This window comes from Paenibacillus sp. J22P218 (assembly GCF_056269195.1).
The window spans coordinates 682,112-705,674 of sequence record NZ_JBWDNL010000002.1 but is presented as its reverse complement, the minus strand read 5'-3'; the positions used below and the strand labels follow the sequence as shown (position 1 = coordinate 705,674).

The window sequence follows — 23,563 nt, the reverse complement described above, 5'->3', positions numbered from 1 at the left end:
TTCATCCTAGTAACACGTAAATAATATTCGCTATGCGTCATGTTTCTCCTGCTCAATTCGTAAAACTTTTGTCAACTTTTGTTGAAATCGCTCACGATCGGCATCGTTCATCGCTTTCGGCCCCTTCGTCTTGCCCCCGCTTCGCCTCCGTTTGGCAAGCTCATGACGGCGTTCCATCAAGTAATCAATGTTGTCATTCGTATATTGTTCGCCGCGAGGCGACAATACGATCGCGCCTCTGCCAATGGCTATGCAAGCGAGACCGAAGTCCTGAGTAATGACGATGTCGCCGGTCGTAATATGGTTAACGATATACAAGTCCACCGATTGGTCGCTGCGGTCCACTTGCACGACTTCAATTCCCGGCTGCGCTTCCAGCCGATGATCATAGGATGCGACCATCAGGACGCGTACGGGAAAAGATTTGGTCGCTTCCGCAATTTCTTGCTTAACCGGGCAAGCGTCCGCATCGACAACAACAGCCCTAGGCTTGTCCTTTATCATGAATCACCGCTCGTTCTCGATTTTCACATTTATACTGTACTATTATATACGGCAAATAACGAAAAAATCCTGCATACTGCTGCTATGAACAACGTGGCTAAGTCAGTCTGACCTGCTCCATAATGAGGCTGGCTGTTTCCTCAACGGCCCGATGCGAGACATCAATGATCACACAGCCCAGCTGCTTCATAATATTTTCAGCGTATGCCAGTTCCTTCTCGATCCGATCCGTTGTCGCATACGGTGCCGTATTTGGCAGGCCTAGCGCTTTAAGGCGCTCCTTGCGGATAATGTTCAAATAAGGCACGCCGATCGTCAAGCCGATAATTTTATGCTTTGGAATCGTGTATAACTCCGCCGGCGGCTTAATTTCGGGAACGAGCGGGACGTTGGCGACTTTAAATTTTTGATGAGCCAGATACATGGACAAAGGCGTTTTCGACGTTCTGGATACGCCAACCAGAACAATATCTGCTTTGCGTACGCCTGAGGTATCGCGCGCATCGTCATATTTCACCGCGAACTCGACCGCTTCTACTTTACGGAAATAATCCTCGTCCAACGCATGGTTAAGCCCCGGCTCTTGGCGTGACTTTCTACCTGTCCGTTCTTCCAGCGTCTCGATAAAGGAGCCGAGCAAATCAATTGCAACGACTCCCGCTTCATCGGCCAGCTTCTTTACGCTATCGCGTAATTGGGGAATGACCAGCGTATACAGGACAATGGCTCCGCATTGCTTCGCTTGTCCGATGATACGCAACAACGCAAGCTCGTCGGTAATAAACGGCGCTCGGCGAATATCGGCGTTAATCGGATGAAATTGAGCAATAGCTGCGCGAACGACAAGCTCACCCGTATCGCCAGCAGCGTCAGAAATGACATATACGATTACTTCTGCTGTTGAATTAGACATTCAATCATCCCCCTTTGCGAATATACCGGAAGTCCGGCGGCAAACAGATCGATATACTTCGGGTAAGCTACCACACTAACTTCGAGAAGTCAGCAATGGAAGATACATCCCCTGCGATAGCTGCCAATGTGGCCAGTCGGTTGTTCTTAACCGATTCATCAGGCGCCATAACCATAACATGTTCGAAGTATGCGTCAATTGCTGGTTTCAGCGAAGACAGCAGTTGAACCGCTTGCGCTATATTGCCTTCCTTAACGGCAGCATCAAAGCCGACATGCAGCTCTTTCCATTTTGCGTAAAGCTCGGACTCAGCCGATTCGGCGAATAGCGCAGCCGACACTTCGAATACGGTTGCTTTGGAAGCCAAATTGCATACACGGTTGAAAGCTTCTACAGTCAGCTTGAATTCAGATCGTTCTTCGCCCGCAGCCAGCGATTGAATAACCGTTGCGCGTTCAATCGTAAGACTAAGATCGTCAAGGCCTGTTGCCATAACCGCATCGACTACGTCGTAGCGAACGCCTTGCTCGGACAATACGTTTTTGATCCGCAGCGCGAAGAAGTCTGATAAGTCTTTACGGATGTCGGCACTGCTGCGTTTCAAACCACGAGCTTCGTGCACGGATAAAGCGGCTTCATACAACTCGCTAAGCTTCAGCTTCAAGCCATGGGACAATATAATTTGGACGATGCCCGCCGCTTGTCTGCGCAGCGCATACGGATCCTGCGAGCCGGTCGGAATAATGCCAATCGAGAAGCAGCCTACGATCGTATCGATCTTATCTGCCAAGCTTACGATTGCTCCGGTAAGCGACGATGGAGCGCGATCGCCAGCAAACCGCGGTTGGTAGTGCTCATTAATGGCTTTCGCTACTGCTTCGCGTTCGCCAAGCTTGCGAGCATAATCCTCGCCCATGATACCTTGAAGCTCTGGGAACTCATAGACCATTTGCGTAACAAGATCGAATTTGCAAATATCCGCAGCGCGGCTGACGTCGGACGCCGTTTGGCTGTCCGCTTGGAGCTTGCTGCTCAGCAAGTCGGCCGTTGCACGAATTCTTCTTACTTTATCCGCAACAGAGCCTAGCTCCTCGTGATACACGATATTTTCAAGTTTTGCGAGTGCCTGAGCAATCTCAAGCTTATGATCCTCTTCATAGAAGAACTTCGCATCGGATAGACGAGCTCTAAGAACCTTCTCATTGCCTTTTGCAACAAGCTCAATCGATCTGCGGTCGCCGTTGCGCACGGTTACGAAGTTTGATTGAAGCTGACCTTCCTTGTTGAATACGGGGAAGTAGCGCTGATGCTCACGCATCGAAGTAATAAGCACTTCCTGCGGTATGTGAAGGAATGCCGGATCGAATGTGCCGAACAATACGTTCGGAATTTCAACGAGGAACAGCACTTCCTCCAGCAAGTCTTCCTTAATGGCGATTTCCCAGCCCTTATCCGCTGCAAGCTCTTCGATCTGCGCAACGATCAGCTTCTCTCTCTCGGCAACATCAACGATAACTTGCTGCTCGCGAAGCTTCTCTGCGTATTGACCAGCTTCTTCGATAACGGACTCGCCGCCAAGGAAACGATGTCCGCGGGAAATGTTGCCCGTTGCCACGCCTGTAATTTCGAACGGAATAACTTCCGCTCCGAACAATGCGACTAACCAGCGAATCGGGCGAACGAAACGAAGCTCATGCGCGCCCCAACGCATGTTTTTCGGGAATGACATCGATGTAATAAGCGCCGGCAAGCCTTCCGGCAATACGCCAGCCGTATCCGATCCAATGCTGCTCTTCGTAGCATACACATACTCAACACCGGCAAGCTCTTGGAAATAAAGCTGCTCCGGCTCTACGCCTTGGCTGCGTGCGAAGCCAAGAGCCGCTTTGCTCCAGTTTCCTTGCTCATCTTGCGCGATTTTGCGCGAAGGTCCCTTCGCTTCCTCGTTCATGTCCGATTGCTTCTCAGCGACATCTCGAATAAGCAGCGCCAAGCGGCGCGGAGTCGCATACGCCTCAACCTCGCCGTGCGAGATGCGCGATTCTGCGAGCCATTTGACCATTTTATCCTTCAACTGATTCATCGCACCGCGCACGAAACGCGCCGGCACTTCCTCAAGTCCGATCTCCAGCAATAAATCTTTAGCCATTGTGCTCCACTCCTTTCTTCAGCAACGGGAATCCGAGACGTTCTCTCTCCTCCAGATAAGTCGCAGCGCATGAACGTGCCAAGTTTCTGACGCGTGTAATATAGCCCGTTCTCTCCGTTACGCTGATTGCCCCGCGGGCATCAAGAAGATTGAACGTATGGGAGCATTTCAACACATAATCGTATGCAGGGAATACAAGCTTCTGCTCCATCGTCTTCTTCGCTTCTTCCTCATACATATTGAACAGCGTGAACAGCATAGCCGAATCCGATGTTTCGAACGTATATTTGGAATGCTCGAACTCCGGCTGCTTGAACACGTCACCGTACGTAACGCCTTCCACCCACTCCAGATCGAACACATTTTCCTTCTCCTGAATATAGGAGGCAAGGCGTTCCATGCCGTATGTAATCTCTACAGCAACTGGATTCGCATCAATGCCGCCGACTTGCTGGAAGTACGTAAATTGCGTAATTTCCATGCCATCCAGCCATACTTCCCAACCAAGTCCCCAAGCGCCAAGCGTTGGCGATTCCCAATTATCCTCAACGAACCGAATATCGTGATCAAGCGCATCGATGCCGAGACGCTTCAAGCTCTCCAGATAAAGCTCTTGGATATTGTCCGGCGACGGCTTCAGGATCACTTGAAACTGGTGATGCTGATAGAGCCGATTCGGATTCTCGCCATAACGGCCGTCTGCCGGACGACGCGAAGGCTCTACATAGGCCACGTTCCATGGCTCTGGCCCGATCGATCGCAGGAAGGTCATCGGGTTCATCGTACCCGCACCCTTCTCGGTGTCGTAAGGTTGAACGAGAATGCAGTTCTGTTCAGCCCAAAATTGTTGAAGCGTCAATATCATACCTTGAAAATTCATCAAAACCGTCTCCTTCTTCCTCGTTTATTGTCCTTTGTCGGACTGTGGCTGGACATCGGCAGAGGCGATGGGTAACTGGAATCACAAAAAACTCCCGCCTCTACGCCTGTTGCCAGACGTAGGGACGAGAGTTGTATCCCGCGGTTCCACCCTACTTGGTTCGCTTATTGAAAAGCTAACCCTCTTTTCGTTCGTTCAGACTCAGGAACGCCTCTTCATCGTCATCGTTCGTCCAGGCTTTCACTATCCCTGGCTCGCTATGCACGTCGATTATTACGATTACTTTTTCCTTCATAGTCTATATACATATTAAGTTATTGTATTCGGTTTGCCATGCAATGTCAACTAAATGGCTTCTAGCCTAATGACTGCGAGTATCGTCGTTATGGGACGCTATGACTGCTTTGCCGTGTACACGCTTCTCCAGCAGATCCTTCATGCCCGCGTTCCCCATCATAAGGACGCATACGAAGGCAAGACCGGCAGGAACGATGGACCATAGGAAAGTGACCGATATCGATTCCGATAATGCAGCCACGATCTTATCCATGACCGGAGCCGGAATTTCCGCGCGCTTCTCCGGAGATAGCAATTCGCGTGCGTTATCCGTCATAGGCGCCCCACCTCCGCTTCCTTCACCGCCTGCGAATGCATCGGCCATGCCGCTCGTAAAATGATTGCGCTGAATGATGCCGAAGATCGTGATGCCGACCGTCATGCCAAGCGAACGGACAAAAGACATCGTCGATGTTGCGCTTCCTCGCTGACGCATATCGAAGTCATGAATCGACGACATGCCAAGAACGGAGAAGGAGAAACCGATACCGAAGCCGGTAATGAACATATAAACCGACAATAAGAAACGCGTCGTATCAGGCGTAATTGTCGATAACAGGATAATGCCGGCAATAAAGATAACCGCCGATAACGTCATGACACTCCGGTACGAAATCTTATTGGCAAGAAAACCGCCAAGCTGCGCTGCGAATACCGAGCCTAGTGTCATCGGCAGCAGCGTTAAGCCTGCATTAACGGCCGTGCCTCCGAAGACCCCTTGAACGAACATCGGAATATAGAGTGCCGCCGTAATGAAGGCTGCACCGTAGAATAAGCCTGCTCCGGTACTGCTGGCAAACAACCGTTTCTTGAACATGCTGAACGCAATAATCGGTTCTTTCGCTTTTGTTTCCACGAAGAAGAAGGCGATTAATAAAGCGGCAAACCCTGCGAAGAGACCAATAATTTGAACGGAATCCCAAGCATATTCCGCGCCGCCCAGCTCTAGGGCAAACATTAAGCAGACAATCGAGCCGACTAGCGTCGATGCGCCCCACCAGTCGATTACTTGCTTAGCATGCGACAATGACTCTTTGTAATAAATAATAATGAATGCCAATGCAACAAGACCGATTGGCACGTTAATGTAGAAAATCCAGCGCCAATTCACATATTCCGTCAGATAAGCTCCGGCAAGCGGACCGAACAAGCTGGACGTGCCGAATACGGCACCGAAGAGACCGCCCATCTTCCCGCGCTTCTCCGGCGGGAAAATATCGAATACGATTGCGAATGCGATCGGCATCATCGCGCCGCCGCCAATCCCTTGAATCGCGCGGTAAATCGTAAGCTGCGTAATCGATTCCGCCGTTCCGCATAATACGGAACCAATCAAAAATAACGATATGCCGAGTACGAAAAACCTTTTCCGCCCATACATATCCGACAGTTTGCCGAAAATGGGCATACCTGCCATTTCGGTGACAAGATAAGCAGAAGTTACCCACACATATTTGTCCAGACCGCCAAGATCGGACACGATTGTCGCCATCGCCGTCGATACGATTGTGTTATCGATCGAAGCGACTAGAATGCCGAGCAGTAAACCCGCTACAACGAAGCCTAGTCTGCTTTGTTTTGCTGACATAATGTCATTCCCTCCATCATTTGTATATAGCCAACCAACATCATCAAGCATACTGCATGGATTAGCTGTATGTAACCATCGACAGCAGTAGCCCTGTCTCGGTCTCTAGACGGAGAGGCTACTCAGGCGGACTGAGCTTATCAAGCTGATCGAGAAAGCTTCGCGACTTAAGCTGCAAGCTCATATGCGTATCCATTAATTTGCGCATGCAAAGCTTCAGCTCCGCCTTCGTCTCCGGTCTTACTTGGATCTGGCCAAGCCTGCGCATATCCAATCTGCGAAATAACTTCAGCAATTTATATGCCCCTTCGCTAAGCGGCATGGCGAAAGGATCTTTGCCTGTGCATCTTGAACATAACACGCCGCCGGCATAAGGCGATAACCGAAACGGTCCTACGACATTTCCGCAATGCACGCATTGGTCGAACTCGGGCGCATAGCCCGCTGAGTCGAGCATCCGCATCTCATACAGATGCGACACGATCTGGAGGTCCTTGCCCTCCTCTAGTGCTGACAAGCAAGCCTTCAACTGCTCAAAATGATAGTTGCCGACCTCGTCATCCTGCAGCGCGCGGTCCGTCAGTTCAACAACATAAGCTGCATAAGCCGTTTTATCTAATTGCTCACGCAAAAGATGGTGAGATTCAATGATCTCACCATGATTAAGCGTTCCAAGACCGCTCGTGCGAAAGTATACAAATTCCCCGTATGTAAAAGGCTGCGCAAGCGATCCGTGCTTGCTCTTCACCTTCTTGGCGCCGCGAATAAGGACACCGGCCTTGCCATTCGTATTCGTCAGCAACGTTACGATCTTATTGCCTTCTCCGTAATCCATGCTGCGGATAACGATTCCTTCCACTCGATACAGCATATTATTTCCCCTTAAAGCGTAAATGGCTTACACCGTCCCATATCGGCGTAAGCGCATTTTTTCGCAATTGAAATGATGCTTTGTCTCAAGCTGCTGCTAGCTGGAGCTATCCTCTAATTCCATCATGGCATAATCGTCGTTTTCTCCAGCTTGCGCGCCATCCTGTTCCAAGACGCCCATTTGATCCATTTCTTTGTACAGCATGAAGGATTCGACATCCCCGGTCAACGTAAAATACTTCCACGAAAAATCTCGCATTCGTATCCATCCCTTTCCGTGTCGGAAATGCTGCTCCAGACGGTATTAGGATGCGATAAAGAAACGAGGACTATCCTTAGCAAATTACGTCAGCGAAGGTCAATCATGTCTGAAGCCGAGATCTTTAAGAATTCGCTCCTGATTGCGCCAATCCTTTTTCACCTTCACCCATAATTCGAGGAATGTGCGCGAGCCCAGCAACGCCTCAATGTCTTTGCGAGCCTGCTTGCCTACTTCCTTAAGCAGCTCCCCTCGCTTGCCGATAATAATCCCCTTCTGGGAATCACGCTCAACGAAAATGACGGCTCCGATATAGACGACGCCATTGTCCTGCACCTTCATATCTTCAATCGTTACGGCAATGGAATGCGGAATTTCTTCGCGGGTCATATGCAATATTTTCTCGCGGATAAGCTCCGAGACAACGAATTGCTCGGGATGATCCGTGATCTGATCGGCAGGATAGTATTGCGGTCCTTCCGGCATATAGCGCGACAATTGCTCGATCAACGTGCTCACGTTATTTCCTTGCAGAGCAGAGATCGGGATGATTTCAGCAAAGTCGAACAGCTCATTATATTGCGTAATCATAGGCAGAAGCTGTTCAGGCAGCACTTTGTCTATCTTGTTCATGACGAGGAATACCGGCGTCTTTACTTTCTTGAGCTGCTCGATAATGAAGCGATCGCCACCCCCAAGCCCTTCCGATGCATCGATCAGAAATAAAGCCGCTTCCACTTCCTTCAGCGCGCTCTCTGCCGTGGCCATCATATAATTGCCTAGCTTTGATTGCGGCTTATGGATACCCGGCGTATCGAGGAATACGATCTGCGTATCATTCGTCGTATAAACCCCGTGAATTTTGTTGCGCGTCGTTTGCGGCTTGTCGGACATAATAGCAATCTTCTGACCAATTAGATGATTCATCAGGGTCGACTTGCCGACATTCGGTCTTCCGATAATAGCTACGAAGCCGGAACGGAACTTTCCTTTGCCGTCCCCGCGGTTGTTCGATGATTGTTGATTCATAATAGGCTCTAGCTTTCCCCTTTCTCTAGTGAAGCAGGCGTGAACGCCCCCGGCAATAGGGCGGAGACGGTCGACACCGTCCACTGTCCGTTCATATTGCCCATAATAACCGGCATATCCGGTAAGCACAATTCTACAAGCACCTGACGGCATACACCGCATGGCGCAATCGGTCCATCCGTATTGCCAATGACCGCAATCGCCTTGAATTGGCCTGGTCGCTTTCCGTCTGCGACAGCACGGAACAGCGCAGTTCGTTCCGCACAGTTAGTAGGTCCGTATGCAGCATTCTCGACATTGCAGCCATAATGAACATGGCCCTCGTCGTCTAGCAAAGCCGCTCCGACTTGGAAGTTCGAATAAGGCACATAAGCGCGTTCCATCGCTTCCTTAGCCGAGTGAAGCAACGACGTATAGGCTTCCGATAAACCTTCGTAATTCATTGTACCATACCTCCTGCAATATCATTGCGTCTATTATTCAACCGGCATTCTTATACTCCAAAGCAAAGCCGCCATAATGGCGGACCTAATAAGAGCAATCCAACCACAACTGCCGCAATAGCCGCAAGAAGAACAGCGCCAGCCGCGACATCCTTCGCCGCTTTGGCGATTGGATGTATATCGGGGCTGGCTAAGTTCACTGCCTGTTCGATTGCCGTGTTAACCATTTCCGCGGAGATGACGAGGGCGATCGTTAAGATAAGGATCGCCCAGTCTGCTCGCGGCAATGACACCAATAAACCAATGCCGCAGGCTAGCGCCGCGGCAATTAGATGGATTCTCATATGCAATTGCGTCCGAATGGCAAACCGAATGCCTGCATTCGCAACCGATAAGCTATGGAGGAACTTGCGCATTAGCGTGACAAGCCAGCTTGCTGAAGCACAGCTTCCTGCTTCGCCGTCATTTCCGCTTCGCTTGCCTCATCCTGATGATCGTAGCCGATCAAGTGCAGGAAGCCGTGAACGAACAGGAAACCGATCTCCCGCTCAAGGGAGTGGCCATACTCCTCGCTTTGGCGCAAAGCCGTCTCGGCCGATATAATGATATCGCCAAGCATGCCGGATATCGGATCCACTTCATCCTCCGATTCCACTTCAAAAATAATGTTAAGCTCGTCCACTCCGTCGTCCTGCATCGCGAAGGAAAGCACATCCGTCGGCCGGTCGATATTGCGATATTCAAGATTCAGCTTATGAATTTCCTCGTCGTCCGTGAAAGTGAGCGTTACCTCGCCTCCTGCGATGCCTTCCTTCTCGCCTGCAATGCGAAGCAACTGCTCCAGCCTGCCGATCCAAACTTCCGGAATTTCTACCTTCTGTTGCTCATTGCTCCAATCGAGCTGCAAGCTCATGACAAACGCTCCTTTGATTTCACATCTTCGGGATACTCAATCCGCGAGTGGAAGATGCCAATAACGCTTTCCTTAAGCGACTGCGCGATTTTATCCAATTCCTTCAGCGTCAGATCGCACTCGTTGTACTGATTATCGTCAAGTCTGCTTTTAATTATTTTGTGAATCATCGCTTCTATATGCTCAACCGTCGGGTTGCGCAAGCTTCTTACTGCTGCTTCTACGCAATCCGCAATTCCGACAACTGCCGCTTCCTTCGATTGCGCTTTCGGCCCCGGATATCGGAAGTCATCCTCCGTAAATGTCGGTTCGATGCCTTGCTCCTCCGCCTGCTTATATGCTTTATGATAAAAGTATTTAAGCGAAGTCGTACCGTGATGCTGCTCTGCAATATCGCGGATCGGCTTAGGGATATTATGCCCTTTTAGCAGATCTACGCCATCTCTTGCATGCGCCACAATAATCGACTTGCTCAGCTTCGGATCGATCGTATCATGCGGGTTCTCGATATTGGTCTGATTCTCGATGAAATAATTCGGTCGCTTCGTCTTCCCTATATCGTGGTAGAATGAGCCCACCCTGCATAATAAGCCGTCTGCGCCTATCGCTTCCGCCGCCGCCTCGGACAAGTTGCCGACCATTACGCTATGATGGTAAGTACCCGGCGTCTCGGTAAGGAGCTTGCGCAGCAGCGGATGATTCGGATTCGATAGTTCAACGAGCTTGAGTGCCGATAGAATTCCGAACGTTATCTCGAAGAAAGGCATCAGACCGATAACGAGCACCGCCGTAACAAGTCCGCTCGCGAACGCGAACGCGACTGAATAGATGAACGGCATCCGGTCGAGCTGCTCATTAAGCAGGAGCATCGCAATAACCGACAACGAGCCGAACAAGCTGACCATAATGCCGGCCTTCAAGATCGTAGAGCGCTGACTGGCGCGATGAATCGAGAAGATTGCGGCGAACGATACGGCGATGATGAAGAAGCCGTATTCGAAGTCGAATATTTGATGCTGCGACGTATTCAGTATAATACTGCCCATGATCGCGAACAGGAATGAACTTACGATCGCCAGGTGAATATCCAGCAGCAGTGTAATAAGCATCGTTCCCATCGCCGCCGGGGCGAGGAAACCGACATACGAAGCCGTATCGGTCTGCGTAAGAGCAACGATCTGAATCGTAATAATGTTAATTAGGAATACAAGCCACAGCATAAGCAACTGTGAATTATTGTACTTCGGCTTTATGCCGTTAATGCTGCCGGAATTGTGCAAGTAAGCGTATAGCAGCACGGTGAACATAATCGACATCATCAATAATCCCAGCTGCGGCCAATAGTTTTTCTTATCCTGCAGCAAGGACGAATCGACTAGCAGTTGATACAGGTCAGGAGTAATCGTCTGTCCGCGCTTGACGATTAGATCGCCTTCCTTGATGACGACAGGCGTCGTATTCTGCTTCGCAAGCGCCTTCGCGTCATCGGTCGCCTGCTTGTCGAGAAACTTGTTCGGCATGATGGCGAATCGCGCAACCTCTTGAACGATTTCACGGCTTGTCCGGTTCGCCAGAGGGCTCGCATTCACAAGCTCCGCTACCTGCGTACGCGCCGTCTCTGCCTCGCGAAGCTGCTCGACGGACAGCTTGCGCACGATATCGCGTGCAACGTCCCGCATTTCGGCCAGCTCTTCGGACGTCAGATTCGGCATCTTGTAGAACGCTTCTTCCGGAATCGTATATTGCTGATCCTTGGCGACAAGAGACATTTCCTCTAACAGCCCATCATTATATGTGCCCTTGCCTTTATTCGTCTTAATGAAATTGTCGATATAGGCAGAATAACGGCCCGGTATTTCGTTGCGATAGATTTCGATCTTGTTTTCCGTCGATACCTGGTCATCCGCATTCAATTGTTCAATCCGAACAAGAATTTGTTCGGCAAGCGCTTCATTGCGAAGCGGAACGATCGAGTAGATCGTATCGATTCGCTCTGCCGCGTCTTCCTCCGCTTGCCGCGTCGCTTTCTCGTCCTTAATCTGGAACGGCGCTTTAATATCTTTCTCGCTTACGGCGCCTTCTTGTATATCATAGGTTTCCGGAACCAAATACGGCGCCAAGCTGAAATAGAACAGCAGGACGAACAAACACAGCAGCACCCACTGCACGGCCGTGCTCTGCTTCCAGCGAGCCGATCCGAGCGACTGCGAGCTGCTTGGCTGTTTATCCGCTTGAGTTTGGTTCATGCAGCACAGTCCTTTCTAGGTTCTGTTCTCAGCATCTGTATTGTAGGCAACAATGATTTTCTGAACTAAGGTATGGCGCACGACATCTTGTTCGGAGAAGATCATGAAGCCGATCTCTTCGATGCCTTGCAAGATTCGACGCGCTTCGATCAAACCGGAGTTTTTGCCCCTAGGCAAATCGATCTGCGTTACATCCCCCGTGATTACCATTTTCGAGCCGAAGCCGAGCCTGGTAAGAAACATCTTCATCTGCTCCGGCGTCGTATTCTGAGCCTCATCCAAAATAATAAAGGAATCGTCAAGGGTACGTCCGCGCATATAGGCAAGCGGCGCAATTTCGATAGAACCGCGCTCAAGCGCTTTCGCCGTCTGGTCAGGACCAAGCACATCATGGAGCGCATCGTACAGCGGACGCAAATACGGGTCGACCTTCTCCTGCAAGTCGCCAGGCAGGAAACCAAGGTTCTCGCCCGCTTCAACCGCCGGACGCGTAAGCACGATGCGCTTCACGGAGCCTTCCTTAAGTGCTGCTACCGCAAGCACAACGGCTAGATACGTCTTACCCGTGCCGGCAGGACCTATGCCGAACACAATATCGCGTTTGCGAATCAACTTGACATAATGGCGCTGACCGATCGTCTTAACCCGGATCGGCCTGCCTTTAAACGTGGTCGTAATTTCCGCTTTGAACAGATCGAGCAGCTCTTCTGCCTGCATCGATCTTGCCAAATCCAGCGCATAGGACACGTCGCGCTCCGACGGTGTATATCCGCCGCGAACGAGCTGCAACAGCACCTGGTACAATTGTTCTAAGGAGTCAACCTCCGCAGATGGGCCGGTTATGACGATTTCTGCTTCCCGTGAAGAAATAGACGATTCAACCTGTTGCTGCACCATACGCAAATACTTATCTTGAGGGCCGAATACGGCTAACCCTTCCGCCGCGTTACCGAGCGGGATCTTTACTGACTTCGTCTCCATTTGCAACAATTCTCAATCTCCCTGTAATTGAACTAATGGCATTTCGGTTACGATAGATTGCTCGACTTCAAAAACAACTTTCATATAAACTTTACCATTGTCTGTCTTTTCATGCAAAACCTTTTCGTCCACAATGACGGCATCCGCTCCCGCTTTATCAATGACCGCAGCCTTCGCTTCCATCAATCCAATGCTTCGAGCGTCAGCTTCGGTTAGCTCTCTTTCCTGGATTTCCGTTTCCATGACCGTTTCCTTCAAACGCCCAATCGGAAGCGTCCAATGACGCCACGCCGTCTTCTCCTCCACGCGAATCGTTTCCGATTGCTCGTAGTCATGCCCGCCGAACCCGCTGACTTGCAAAGCACGCGAACCAAGCACAAGATGCCACTTCGTTTTCTTCTCGCCCGTATACACCTTCGCCTTCTGCGTAAGAGGAGCGGCAATGTCGAATTGGTACCAGACGAGCCCTCTGACTACGCCTTTGGCGACGACGGTCTGAGAGTGCATCTCATTGCCGATCGTTCCCGAGATAAGTGTTTGTCCTTTTTTGACGAACGCATTTTTCTTCACGACAGGTCTGCCTCTCTCGGCAATAATCTGCGTAACGACCGCATCGGCAGATGCGACCAAGTGACGCGGGCTCTGCAGCTCCGGCAGGTCGGGCGACGTCGATTCCACGACTTGGATGACGACCTTAGTCCCTTTCTTCTCTACGCCGATCCACGACGTCCCCGGCAGCTTCGTAACGAGACGCTTGGACAATACGTCGGCATCAGCAAGCTTGAACGACCACTGCAGCGGATACAGCCCCTCTTGCTTGGCAACTGCGCGAATCTGCTCTTCCGTGAGCTTCACGTTGCCTTTCACTTCGACACTCCAGACGAGCGAGGACAATAAGAAAATAATTGCCAGAAACAAAACAATACCCGATGTGAACAGCAATCGCTTCTCCGCTTTTACGAGCCAGAACGGCAATCCTTTCCGCCGAACCACATGCGCGCGGCAGCCTGTCTCTTTTAAATACGCACGAAGTTTGAAATAGTCGCTCACGGATACTTCAAATTGAAGCAAGCCCCCGCTCGTCCACCGTATGGAAGACAGTTCGAGTCCCCCGGTCAACGCTTTATTGACAAGCTGTTCATGCTTGCCGCCTCGGATATGAACCGTCACGATTCCTTTCATCCACGGTGTGCTCTGCAATTTCACTGCTTTCCCCTCCTCGTTCGTCTTCCATGACCTAAGTCACGGAATTAATTGGATATTGGCAATATGACCTTCGATGAACACTTCCTCCGTCCAGATCGTCCGAATAACCAGATCGCTGCCCGTTACCTCAAGCTCTCCCTTCGTGAGAGCGAGACGCAGACGATCCGTGGAAAAATGGACGACTCCCCGATGATTCTCGATATATAATTGGCGATCCCCGATCATTGTCAAGCGGGGAAGGTCGTAGACGACGTCCTGAGGCATATCAAGCAGATCGGCTGTTAGTTTGCGAAATCTCTTTTTCAAGCGACTCATTGTTCGTTCCATGCCCCCTCGATATGATCTATCCATCTAGCTCTCTTGTTGTAAAAGGCCAAACCCGCTTCAATTACACGATGATCTTTTAAAAATATGCTCGCCGGACCGGAAATATGAAGCCTTTAAGACACAACAAAAAGAACGGTAAGTAAGACATTATCGCCTCACTTAGCCGTTCTTGAATAATCATATGGTATTAACTGGACTATTTGCGATAGGAGCGCTTCGCACGCGGCGGGCCTAATATTTCCGACCATATTACCGCCCGTCTGATGTCCTCCGCTCGCAATTCCTGCTTTGCATTGCCGCTTATCCGGGTTGAGCGATGCGCCATATTGGCATGAGACGCTCTAGAAGCCTCTGACGCCCGCCTAGCCTCTTCTCGCGCCTTGCGCTCAGCCAAACGTCGTCCCTGCTCCAAATCAGCCTCATGGGCCCTCTGACGCTCTCTCTCTATCGATGCGTGCTGATCCTCGATCTGACGCCTGCGCTCTTCCTGGAGCTCCTCGGCATGGTTAGATGCCGGCTGTCCGCCGAAGCTGGCCGTTTGCCTCGGCTTACGCTTATCCTTCGCCTTGCCCATAAATGTCGCTACGAAGCCTAATATAACGACTACCGCAACGATGTTATCGAGCAGGAACTGGAATAGTTGCATCTCTTAACGGCCGTCCTTACCGTCTGCCGGCCCGTCTGTCTTGCTGATCGAGCTGCGCATTTGGGTATCGGCCTCAATATTTTTTAGATTCATGTAGTCCATAACGCCGATCTTGCCGCTGCGCAGCGCCTCCGCCATTGCCAAAGGAACCTGCGATTCGGATTCGACGACACGCGCCTCCATTTCGACGACCTTCGCTTTGTTCTCCTGCTCCTGCGCAACCGCCATTGCACGCCGCTCTTCCGCCTTCGCTTGGGCGATTTTTTTGTCGGCTTCAGCTTGCTCGGTTTGCAAATGAGCGCCGATGTTTTTGCCTACGTCTACGTCCGCGATATCGATGGATAAAATTTCGAATGCCGTACCCGCATCAAGTCCTTTGCCAAGCACCGTGCGCGAGATCATATCCGGATTTTCCAAGACGTCCTTATGGGAATTCGACGAGCCTACCGTCGTTACGATACCTTCGCCGACACGGGCGATAATCGTTTCCTCGCCCGCACCGCCGACAAGTCGATCAATGTTGGCCCGAACGGTCACTCTGGCTTTAACCTTCACTTCAATACCGTCCTTCGCTACGGCTGCAACGATAGGCGTCTCAATGACGCGCGGATTAACGCTCATTTGAACCGCTTGGAGCACATCGCGGCCCGCAAGGTCAATGGCTGCCGCCCGTTCGAATATTAACGGAATATTGGCACGCTGCGCTGCGATTAGAGCGTTCACGACGCGGTCTACATTCCCCCCCGCGAGGAAGTGACTCTCTAATTGATTAATATTGAGGCCTAGCCCTGCTTTCGTCGCCTTAATGAGCGGATTGACGATCCGGCTCGGAACAACGCGCCGCAGACGCATAGCGACGAGCGTAATAATGCCGATTCGCACGCCTGAAGCGAGTGCGGATATCCACAGCATAATCGGGAAGAAGCTTAGAAAAACAGATAACAAGACGATAACGACAACTGCAATAATCAAGAACGATACAACAGGATCAAGTGTCATGTATTCAACCTCCAATTCGAATTTGAGCAGTTAGAGACAGCTTACTCTATCCATTCTTTAACAACAACCCATGTGCCCTCTGCTTTTACAACTTTAACTTTGCGGTCAGCAGGAATGAATTCTCCAGCTGTCACGACGTCAACCCGGTTATCGCCGATCACGATCGTGCCGGACGGGCGCAGCGGCGTTACTGTAATGCCCTCAAGTCCCAGCAAAGAGTCCTTCGCATCAGCCGATACATAACCGTCTTCCGTTGTCAGCTTGTCGCGCAAAATAAACTTATTCCAAATGCCTTTGGTCTTATACCTTTTCACCACAAAAGCAATAACGAGTACAGCCGCCACAAGTGCGACGACGATGGAGATGAAAGCGGTCATCGGATCGGAAGCCGCAATGACCACGCCTGTAATTAGAGCTGCCGTTCCTAATAGGCCAAGAATACCGAAGCTCGGCACGAAAATTTCGATAACGAGCAACGCGATGCCGACTACAAACAGCACGACGGATTCGATCCCGGCGAAGCCTGCAACATAATGGCCGAAGAAGTAAAGTCCGAAGCCAAGCAAGCCGACTATCCCCGGTACCCCGAAACCAGGCATGAGCAACTCGATTACGATGCCCGCAATGCCAAGCAGAAGCAGAATAGTCATCACAATCGGATTAACTAACCATCTTGCGACGTTTTCAGCCAAAGAAGGATTCACTTCTACGAGTGTTCTTCCATCCAGCTGCAACCATTTAACGACGTCATTCACAGAGCTTGCCGTGTAATCGGAATAACCAACCACTGCCGCTTCGCTTGCCGACAACGTAAGGATATTTCCTCTGAGCTTATCTCTGCCGATCTTGTCTGTCAGCTTCAACTCGATAAACGGATCGACCATTGCCGCTGCAATATCGCCATCCCGTCCATTCAGCTGGGCAGATTCCATCATTTCCTTCACCCAGAACGATACCGTCTTCGGATTGTCGATCAGCTCGCCTGAACCGTTCACAACTGCCGCTGCGCCAATCGTGCTGCCTGGCTGCATCACGATATGCTCCGCATTCAGTGCGATATAGGTCCCGGCCGATACCGCTTTCCCTTCTACGAAAGCGGTTGTCGGAATACCGCTGGACCGAATCATATGCCCGATCTGCTCCGCATTAACGACTTTACCGCCTAAAGTGTTAACTACGAGGATAATATGCTCGGCATTTGCTTCCTCCGCTTCCTTGTAAGCCCTTTCTAGAAAAGACTGAAGTCCTGACTCCACCGTCTGCTTGACCGGTACGATGTAGACAGCAGGCCCGATAGGAGACGTCGTATCCGCTTGCGCTGTTTCCGTCAACCACGGCAACATGCCGGCTATCAGTACAGTCAGCAGCAGCGTTAATATTGGAACGCGGACCGCCTTGTTGCGCCATTTCGAATTGTACAAGATAAGGCTACCCCCTTTTCATTGTCGTATTCCCTACTACGAAATTGTGACGAAATTGTTTCAAATAAATACACGCACATAGCAAAAAACACCCCGGTTAAGGGGTGTTTGCAGTCCGAACATATCGTTATTGCAGAAATTGCTGTACAAACTGATTTACTAGTTTACCGTCAGCACGTCCTTTTGTTTTTGGCAAAAGAGCGCCCATAACTTTCCCCATGTCGGCTTTGGAAGAAGCACCGAGTTCCTGGATGGTCTGCGTTACAATCGCTTTAATCTCTTCTTCAGTCAGCTGCTCGGGAAGGTATTGACTAATAATTTCAATTTCCGCTGCAAGATCCGTAACGAGATCGTCACGGCCGGCCTTCTTAAATTCTTGGAGGGAATCTTTACGTTGTTTGATCTCACGACTTAATATATCAAGCACTTCGGTATCTTCCAAAGGGCGCTTAAGATCGATCTCCAAGTTTTTCATTGCCGCACGCATCATACGAATTGTGGACAACTTAAACTTGTCCTTATCCTTCATCGCTTGCTTCATATCGTCGTTCAATCTTTCGCTCAGGTTCATTGTGGAAGGATCCTCCTAAAACTTTCTCTTACGCGCAGCCTCGGACTTCTTCTTGCGCTTCACGCTTGGCTTTTCATAATGCTTGCGTTTCTTCACCTCAGCTAAAACACCATCTTTAGCGATGGAACGTTTAAAGCGGCGAAGCGCAGCATCAATAGTTTCGTTTTTACGAACTTTAGTTTCAGACACCAGTTTTCCCTCCCTCCGAAACAGACCGTCCAGAGCTTATAACACGGTTTATCAAATTTCATTATATGTCAAACCAAAAGCGAAAGTCAACTTTGGTTATCTGCCAATAATGGGCCAACATTCTTGCCGCCTAACAGATGGACATGAAGATGAAAAAAGGTCTGACCGCCGTCTGCGTTTACGTTGTTAATTAACCGATAGCCAGACTCCGCTATTCCTAGCTCCTTCGCAATTTCGCGGGCAGCCTTGAATATTTCTGCTATCACGGCATCGTCTTCATCGGTAACGTCATTCATCGTCGCAATATGCTTCTTCGGAATGATTATGATATGTACGGGCGCTGCAGGTGCGATATCGCGGAATGCAAGAACTGAGTCGCTTTCATACACTTTCGTCGACGGAACTGTTCCTTCAACGATTTTGCAAAAAAGACAATCCATTTGAATTCACCCCTTTGCGACCGTATTTACTCTACTATCATAACGAAAAATAGAGTCCTCGTCCAATCCAACGTGAAAACGGTGCAAAGGAGGTGTCGATTTTGATTTATTGCCGCTTGATTACTTGCTCCATTTTCTTCGCGATATCCAGCCATTCAAGACCGCTTGCAAGCCGAATCGACGCTGCCCGATTCTCGCCGATCGCGTAATTGAAGCCGCCAAGCGCTTGCTCCATCTCCTCGAAATCAGCCTTTAGCGCAGCAAGCTGATCTTGATCATTATCGCTGAGCTTTCCTTCCTGATGAGCAATTCCCGTCAGCTTGGCGGCCGCAGCGTTGACATACGCTTCCGCTTCCTCTGCGCCGCTTGCGGCATCAGACTCAGACAGCCGTCCGGCTTCGGTCATCAGCTCGCAGACCGCGTAGCCAAGCGCAGCTGTCCGGCCGATCTGATAGGCCTGTTCGTAACGGTCTGCTTGAGTGGAGCTCTGCGCTAGCCCATCCATCACTTTGATCATTTCTTGCGCGTATAAGCGTGATTCCGTCAGCTTCTCAACAACTGTTTGTCCAAACTCGTAATTGTTCTGCTGCTTGTTCTGCAAATATTGTGAATATAAAAACACGTTGCCGATCAAGCTGAATACGAGCAGGACAAGCGTAATGGGCAATGCGATTGGACGTTTGCCCGCGTTCTGCTTCTCCATTGCTTCAGCACTCCTTTTCACTGTTGACCTCGAACCTCTAACCCCTAATCCTAACGGATGTGCCGCCATCGAAGAAAAACACATAGCTTTCGTCAATATGTCTTCCCAATACCGCCTCAATCGCTTCAGCATACAGCTCAAGCTGGAAGCGGTGACGCTCGGCAGCAAGATCCCAGTCCTTCATGTAGATGCGGTCAGTCTTGTAATCAAGCAGGACAACACCGTTCTCATCTTCGAATAAACAGTCGATAACGCCTTGAATCAATATCGGCTCGGCCGCAAGCGTATCTCCAGATCCTGGATAAACGCGATTCGCAGGGAACATACAGCTGAACGGCACCTCTCGTCTAACCCACTGCGCGCCGCGAAGCCTTACACCAAGCTTACTTTTAAAAAACGCCGCTACAGCATCCAAATCAATTGCTTCTGCATGCTTTATTGACAATAAACGCTTATCTATCATCGAATCGAGCGTGTTCTGCAACTGCTCTCGATCTGCTGGCGCCGTGAGCGACACATGCTGCATAAGCAGATGGTTCGCCGATCCTTTCTCGGCTGCAGTTAAGGCGATTTCCTCCATGAAGGCGGGCCTGCGAAGCCTGAACGTATAGCTGCCGCTGGCGGTCTCAGAAGTCGGACTAACCTGCGATGATGATTGGCCGTCTGATCCCGTTTGCGGTTGTCCTTCTTCCCATGTATGATGTTCGGCGGCCGCTTCTTCAGGCATTTCCGCATATAGACGTTTCATCTCGGTCACCGATGTCTTCGCAGCAATTCTTGACGCTTCTTGGTGCGGATACTCCCACTCCAAGCGGCCGCGAAGCTGCTCATCGACTGCCGCGTCTTCTAGCAGGGCGAGTGAGGCTACAGCTTGAAGCCGTTCTTCCTTCTCGGCACCAAGCTCATGTTGTTCGGCAGCGGCTGCCGCTTCCATGCCGAGCATCGACGCCGGTACGATGCCGCTCCTCCATTCCAGTCCGGACGCGCGTCGTTCATCCTCGGCATCCGATAACGATAACTGCATCTGGCTTGCTGCAAGCGGACCTAACCAATCCATGAACGAACGAGCCGAGGCGATTCGGAAATCGGATAACTGTCCTTCCGCATCTATCGAGGTCAGCCAGCGCTTAAGCTTGGATTCGGCGTCTGAAACGGTGCCGACAAGAAACATTTTCTCCTTCGGACGCGTTAAGGCGACGTATAGAATACGCATTTCCTCCGCTAGCATCTCCATGCGCATCGTACGTCTAATGGACAGATAAGATAATGACGGATAGCTGATGCGCAGCTCCGTATCGACGACACGAGGGCCGAAGCCAAGCTGCTTGTGCATGAGGAAGGAGCTGCGAATATCTTGCTGATTGAACATCTTCCCTAGCCCAGCAACGAATACAATCGGGAATTCAAGTCCTTTACTCTTATGAATGGACATAATTCTAACGACGTCTTCCTGTTCGCCCAGCGCTCTTGCCGTACCTAAGTCGCCGCCGCTGTCCCTCATTCGTTCGATGAAGCGGAGGAAACGGAACAGACCTCGGAATGAAGTCGCCTCATACTGGCGCGCGCGGTCATGAAGCGCTCGCAAGTTAGCTTGGCGCTGAACGCCTCCCGGCAAGCCGCCGACAAAATCAAAGTAGCCGGTCTCCCGGTAAATATCCCATAACAAATCTGCAAGCGAACCCTGTCTCGCTTCATTGCGCCACCTATCCAGACGAATAAGAAAGCCATTCAGCTTGCGTCTCGTTTCTTCGTCCAAACGGCCGTCAACAGCCGCCCGAAGAACCGCGTCGTAATACGTGGAGCCTGGAGATGGGATGCGGATGTTCGCTAGCTCCTCCGCCTGAAGCGAGAAGAGCGGTGATCGAAGCGCGGCGGCCAGCGGAATATCCTGATACGGATTGTCGATGACCCTCAGCATGGAGAGCATCGTCTCCACCTCCGTTGCATCGAAGTAGCCGCTGCTAAGCTCCGCATAAGCGGGAATGCCTGCCGCTTGCAGCTCCTCAATGATGATCGGTGCCCACTGCTGTGTCGCCCGAAGCAGGATAACGATGTCGCGCCACTGCATCGGCCTGTTCACGCGGTTTTTGCCGTCGTAGACGTCGAAGCCGTTATCCAGCATAGAACGAATCTGTTCGGCAATCCATCTCGCTTCAAGCTGAGCCGTCTTAAGCTCTTGCGTGTTGTCTACGGCAACCGCTCCGCCGGCCGCTTCATCATCAGATTCATCTTCTGCTGCCGATGAGTAGCCGTTTTCTCCGGATTCGTCCTCGCTGTCTTCTTGATCTCCGCCTTTGCCTTTGTCCAACACGGCGAATTGAATTTGGAAAGCATTCGATGATTGCAGCGGAGGCGACGGATAAGATGCTCCGCACACGAGCTCAGCACGGCGGTCATAATCCATCTCGGCCACGTTCTCTCGCATGATCGAACGGAATACGTCATTAACACCGTCCACGACTTCGGATCGGCTGCGGAAGTTGCGAGCGAGATCAATGCGCAGCCCTTGCTCCGCATTCGCAATGCCGGCAGCCTCAAGCTCCTTCCTTGTCGCATACGATTTGTATTTCCGCAAGAACAAGGTAGGATCGGCAAGACGGAATCGATAGATGCTCTGCTTCACGTCGCCAACCATGAACCGATTGCCGCTCCCTGCTCGTTCAATCAGCGATACGATCGCTTCCTGCACCATGTTCGTATCTTGATACTCATCCAGCAATATTTCGTCGAACTGCTGCTGGAACTCGAGCGCGGCAATCGAAGGCTTCAGCTCGCCCGGCGTCGAGCTCGGATCACGAAGTATCCGCAGGCAATAATGCTCCAAATCGCCGAAATCCAGCAACCCTTTCGCTCTCTTGGCCGCTTCATAACCTTCACCAAATGCAATAACCAGCTCTGCCAGCGTCGCCATTAACGGCGCCAGCTCCTGCAACTCCCCGAGAAACTGTTCGGCGTCCCGTCCGAATAATTCGGCTGCCAGCCCGGCTATAAGCTTCTTCGCTTGATCGCGAAGCGCCTTCGCCTGCTCTTGGAGGTCCTTGTTATATTCGTCGCCGCGCATCGCCTTCAGCTTGCCGAACTGTGCCGACTGGAACGGCTCAGACCAGTTCTCCCAGCCCTGCGCCTTCACGCTTGCAATCAGTTGCTCTACGAGCTGAAGATCTTCTTCGATGGTAGCCGCATATGGCGAAGGACCGCCTGGCTCACGCGTTAAATCCATCGCCTGCAGCAGCAGCGAAGCCGCCCCTTCCAACGTTAGAAGTACATGGCCCGACAAGCTCTTCACCCAATCGCTGTCGCCGAGCTCAGCGGTATCGTTAAGCTCAAATGCCGCGGCAGTCTGACTCAGCCAATACGAAGGCCAAGGATGGCTTTGCGCAAAATCATACAGCTGCTGGACAAGGCGGTAGAGCGGCTCATCTCCGCGCTCGCCGCCGAATTTGTCGGCAAGCTTCAGGAAAGCGCCGTTATCTCCCGACGACTCGTATTTGCGCTCGAACAGCTGGTCTAGAACGTCGAGACGCATAAGCTCGCTTTCCGTTTCATTCGCAATTCGAAAACCCGGATCTAAACCGATTAATGGATAATAGCGGCGGATGACGTCTAGACAGAAAGAATGCAATGTCGTAATCGAAGCGCGGTTCATAAGGGCAAGCTGCTTGCGCAAATGCTCCGAATCCGGCTTACGCTCCAACTCTTTCTCAAGCGCAATGCGGATACGATCCTTCATCTCTGCCGCCGCGGCCTTCGTGAAGGTAGCCACGAGCAATCGGTCAACGTCGCTATTAGCCGATATTTTGCGAATAATCCTCTCAACAAGGACGGCAGTCTTGCCCGAGCCGGCAGCAGCGGCGACAAGCACGTTAGAGCCGCTCGTCACGATCGCATCCCACTGATCGTCCGTCCAAGTGCTGTTCGCAGGTTTTGGTTGTTGTACAGTTGCTGTCATC

Annotated in this window: 23 protein-coding genes; all 23 read right to left on the bottom strand. The window is 51.1% G+C overall.

The window, feature by feature from the left end; genetic code table 11:
- Window positions 1-30 precede the first annotated feature (30 nt).
- Entirely contained in the window at window positions 31-504 is a 474-nt protein-coding gene (locus AC0YN0_RS11960; RefSeq protein WP_442051720.1) for a YaiI/YqxD family protein, read from the bottom strand.
- Window positions 505-601: 97 nt separating this feature from the next.
- Window positions 602-1,417: a pyruvate, water dikinase regulatory protein gene (locus tag AC0YN0_RS11955; protein ID WP_475821454.1), complete on the bottom strand. Its 816-nt coding sequence runs from the start codon at window positions 1,415-1,417 to the stop codon at window positions 602-604.
- A gap of 67 nt (window positions 1,418-1,484) precedes the next feature.
- Entirely contained in the window at window positions 1,485-3,566 is a 2,082-nt protein-coding gene (glyS, locus tag AC0YN0_RS11950) for a glycine--tRNA ligase subunit beta (RefSeq protein WP_475821453.1), read from the bottom strand.
- On the bottom strand, window positions 3,559-4,446 hold the full coding sequence (gene glyQ, locus AC0YN0_RS11945; RefSeq protein WP_442051717.1) for a glycine--tRNA ligase subunit alpha: 888 nt from the start codon (window positions 4,444-4,446) through the stop codon (window positions 3,559-3,561). The genes glyS and glyQ overlap by 8 nt, the downstream gene beginning before the upstream one ends.
- Window positions 4,447-4,807: 361 nt before the next feature.
- Complete coding sequence (locus tag AC0YN0_RS11940) at window positions 4,808-6,370, bottom strand: MDR family MFS transporter (protein ID WP_475821452.1); 1,563 nt, start codon at window positions 6,368-6,370, stop codon at window positions 4,808-4,810.
- A gap of 118 nt (window positions 6,371-6,488) precedes the next feature.
- Entirely contained in the window at window positions 6,489-7,241 is a 753-nt protein-coding gene (recO, locus tag AC0YN0_RS11935; RefSeq protein ID WP_442051715.1) for a DNA repair protein RecO, read from the bottom strand.
- 96 nt (window positions 7,242-7,337) lie between these two features.
- Window positions 7,338-7,499 (bottom strand): YqzL family protein, encoded by a 162-nt coding sequence (locus AC0YN0_RS11930; RefSeq protein ID WP_475821451.1) that lies wholly within the window; start codon window positions 7,497-7,499, stop codon window positions 7,338-7,340.
- A 99-nt stretch (window positions 7,500-7,598) separates the two neighbouring features.
- Window positions 7,599-8,528 carry a GTPase Era gene (gene era, locus AC0YN0_RS11925; RefSeq protein WP_337101613.1) on the bottom strand — a complete coding sequence of 310 codons (930 nt, stop codon included), beginning with the start codon at window positions 8,526-8,528 and terminating at the stop codon, window positions 7,599-7,601.
- Between the two features lie 8 nt (window positions 8,529-8,536).
- Complete coding sequence (gene cdd, locus AC0YN0_RS11920; RefSeq protein ID WP_475821450.1) at window positions 8,537-8,971, bottom strand: cytidine deaminase; 435 nt, start codon at window positions 8,969-8,971, stop codon at window positions 8,537-8,539.
- Window positions 8,972-9,021: 50 nt separating this feature from the next.
- A complete protein-coding gene (locus tag AC0YN0_RS11915; protein ID WP_475821449.1) occupies window positions 9,022-9,387 on the bottom strand; it encodes a diacylglycerol kinase family protein in 366 nt (121 codons plus the stop codon).
- Window positions 9,387-9,884 (bottom strand): rRNA maturation RNase YbeY, encoded by a 498-nt coding sequence (gene ybeY / locus AC0YN0_RS11910; RefSeq protein WP_442051712.1) that lies wholly within the window; start codon window positions 9,882-9,884, stop codon window positions 9,387-9,389. The genes AC0YN0_RS11915 and ybeY overlap by 1 nt, the downstream gene beginning before the upstream one ends.
- Complete coding sequence (locus AC0YN0_RS11905; protein WP_475821448.1) at window positions 9,881-12,130, bottom strand: HD family phosphohydrolase; 2,250 nt, start codon at window positions 12,128-12,130, stop codon at window positions 9,881-9,883. Before AC0YN0_RS11905 ends, ybeY begins: the two co-directional genes overlap by 4 nt.
- A gap of 15 nt (window positions 12,131-12,145) precedes the next feature.
- The gene (locus AC0YN0_RS11900; RefSeq protein ID WP_442051722.1) at window positions 12,146-13,111 is read right to left on the bottom strand and encodes a PhoH family protein; all 966 of its coding nucleotides are present in this window, start codon (window positions 13,109-13,111) and stop codon (window positions 12,146-12,148) included.
- A 12-nt stretch (window positions 13,112-13,123) separates the two neighbouring features.
- Window positions 13,124-14,317: a sporulation protein YqfD gene (gene yqfD / locus AC0YN0_RS11895; RefSeq protein ID WP_475821447.1), complete on the bottom strand. Its 1,194-nt coding sequence runs from the start codon at window positions 14,315-14,317 to the stop codon at window positions 13,124-13,126.
- Between the two features lie 36 nt (window positions 14,318-14,353).
- Window positions 14,354-14,632, bottom strand: a complete 279-nt coding sequence (gene yqfC, locus AC0YN0_RS11890) for a sporulation protein YqfC (RefSeq protein ID WP_475821446.1) — start codon at window positions 14,630-14,632, stop codon at window positions 14,354-14,356.
- Between the two features lie 208 nt (window positions 14,633-14,840).
- A complete protein-coding gene (locus tag AC0YN0_RS11885) occupies window positions 14,841-15,290 on the bottom strand; it encodes a hypothetical protein (protein WP_475821445.1) in 450 nt (149 codons plus the stop codon).
- A gap of 3 nt (window positions 15,291-15,293) precedes the next feature.
- Window positions 15,294-16,289 (bottom strand): flotillin-like protein FloA, encoded by a 996-nt coding sequence (gene floA / locus AC0YN0_RS11880; protein WP_337101601.1) that lies wholly within the window; start codon window positions 16,287-16,289, stop codon window positions 15,294-15,296.
- Window positions 16,290-16,330: 41 nt separating this feature from the next.
- Window positions 16,331-17,710 (bottom strand): NfeD family protein, encoded by a 1,380-nt coding sequence (locus tag AC0YN0_RS11875; protein ID WP_475821444.1) that lies wholly within the window; start codon window positions 17,708-17,710, stop codon window positions 16,331-16,333.
- Window positions 17,711-17,837: 127 nt separating this feature from the next.
- Complete coding sequence (locus tag AC0YN0_RS11870) at window positions 17,838-18,281, bottom strand: GatB/YqeY domain-containing protein (protein ID WP_307201876.1); 444 nt, start codon at window positions 18,279-18,281, stop codon at window positions 17,838-17,840.
- A 15-nt stretch (window positions 18,282-18,296) separates the two neighbouring features.
- Window positions 18,297-18,470 carry a 30S ribosomal protein S21 gene (gene rpsU / locus AC0YN0_RS11865; RefSeq protein WP_005547957.1) on the bottom strand — a complete coding sequence of 58 codons (174 nt, stop codon included), beginning with the start codon at window positions 18,468-18,470 and terminating at the stop codon, window positions 18,297-18,299.
- An 86-nt stretch (window positions 18,471-18,556) separates the two neighbouring features.
- Window positions 18,557-18,910 carry a histidine triad nucleotide-binding protein gene (locus AC0YN0_RS11860; RefSeq protein ID WP_475821443.1) on the bottom strand — a complete coding sequence of 118 codons (354 nt, stop codon included), beginning with the start codon at window positions 18,908-18,910 and terminating at the stop codon, window positions 18,557-18,559.
- Window positions 18,911-19,016: 106 nt separating this feature from the next.
- A complete protein-coding gene (locus AC0YN0_RS11855; protein ID WP_475821442.1) occupies window positions 19,017-19,613 on the bottom strand; it encodes a hypothetical protein in 597 nt (198 codons plus the stop codon).
- Window positions 19,614-19,650: 37 nt separating this feature from the next.
- Window positions 19,651-23,562 carry a helicase-exonuclease AddAB subunit AddA gene (gene addA / locus AC0YN0_RS11850; protein ID WP_475821441.1) on the bottom strand — a complete coding sequence of 1,304 codons (3,912 nt, stop codon included), beginning with the start codon at window positions 23,560-23,562 and terminating at the stop codon, window positions 19,651-19,653.
- Between the last annotated feature and the right edge of the window lies 1 nt (window position 23,563).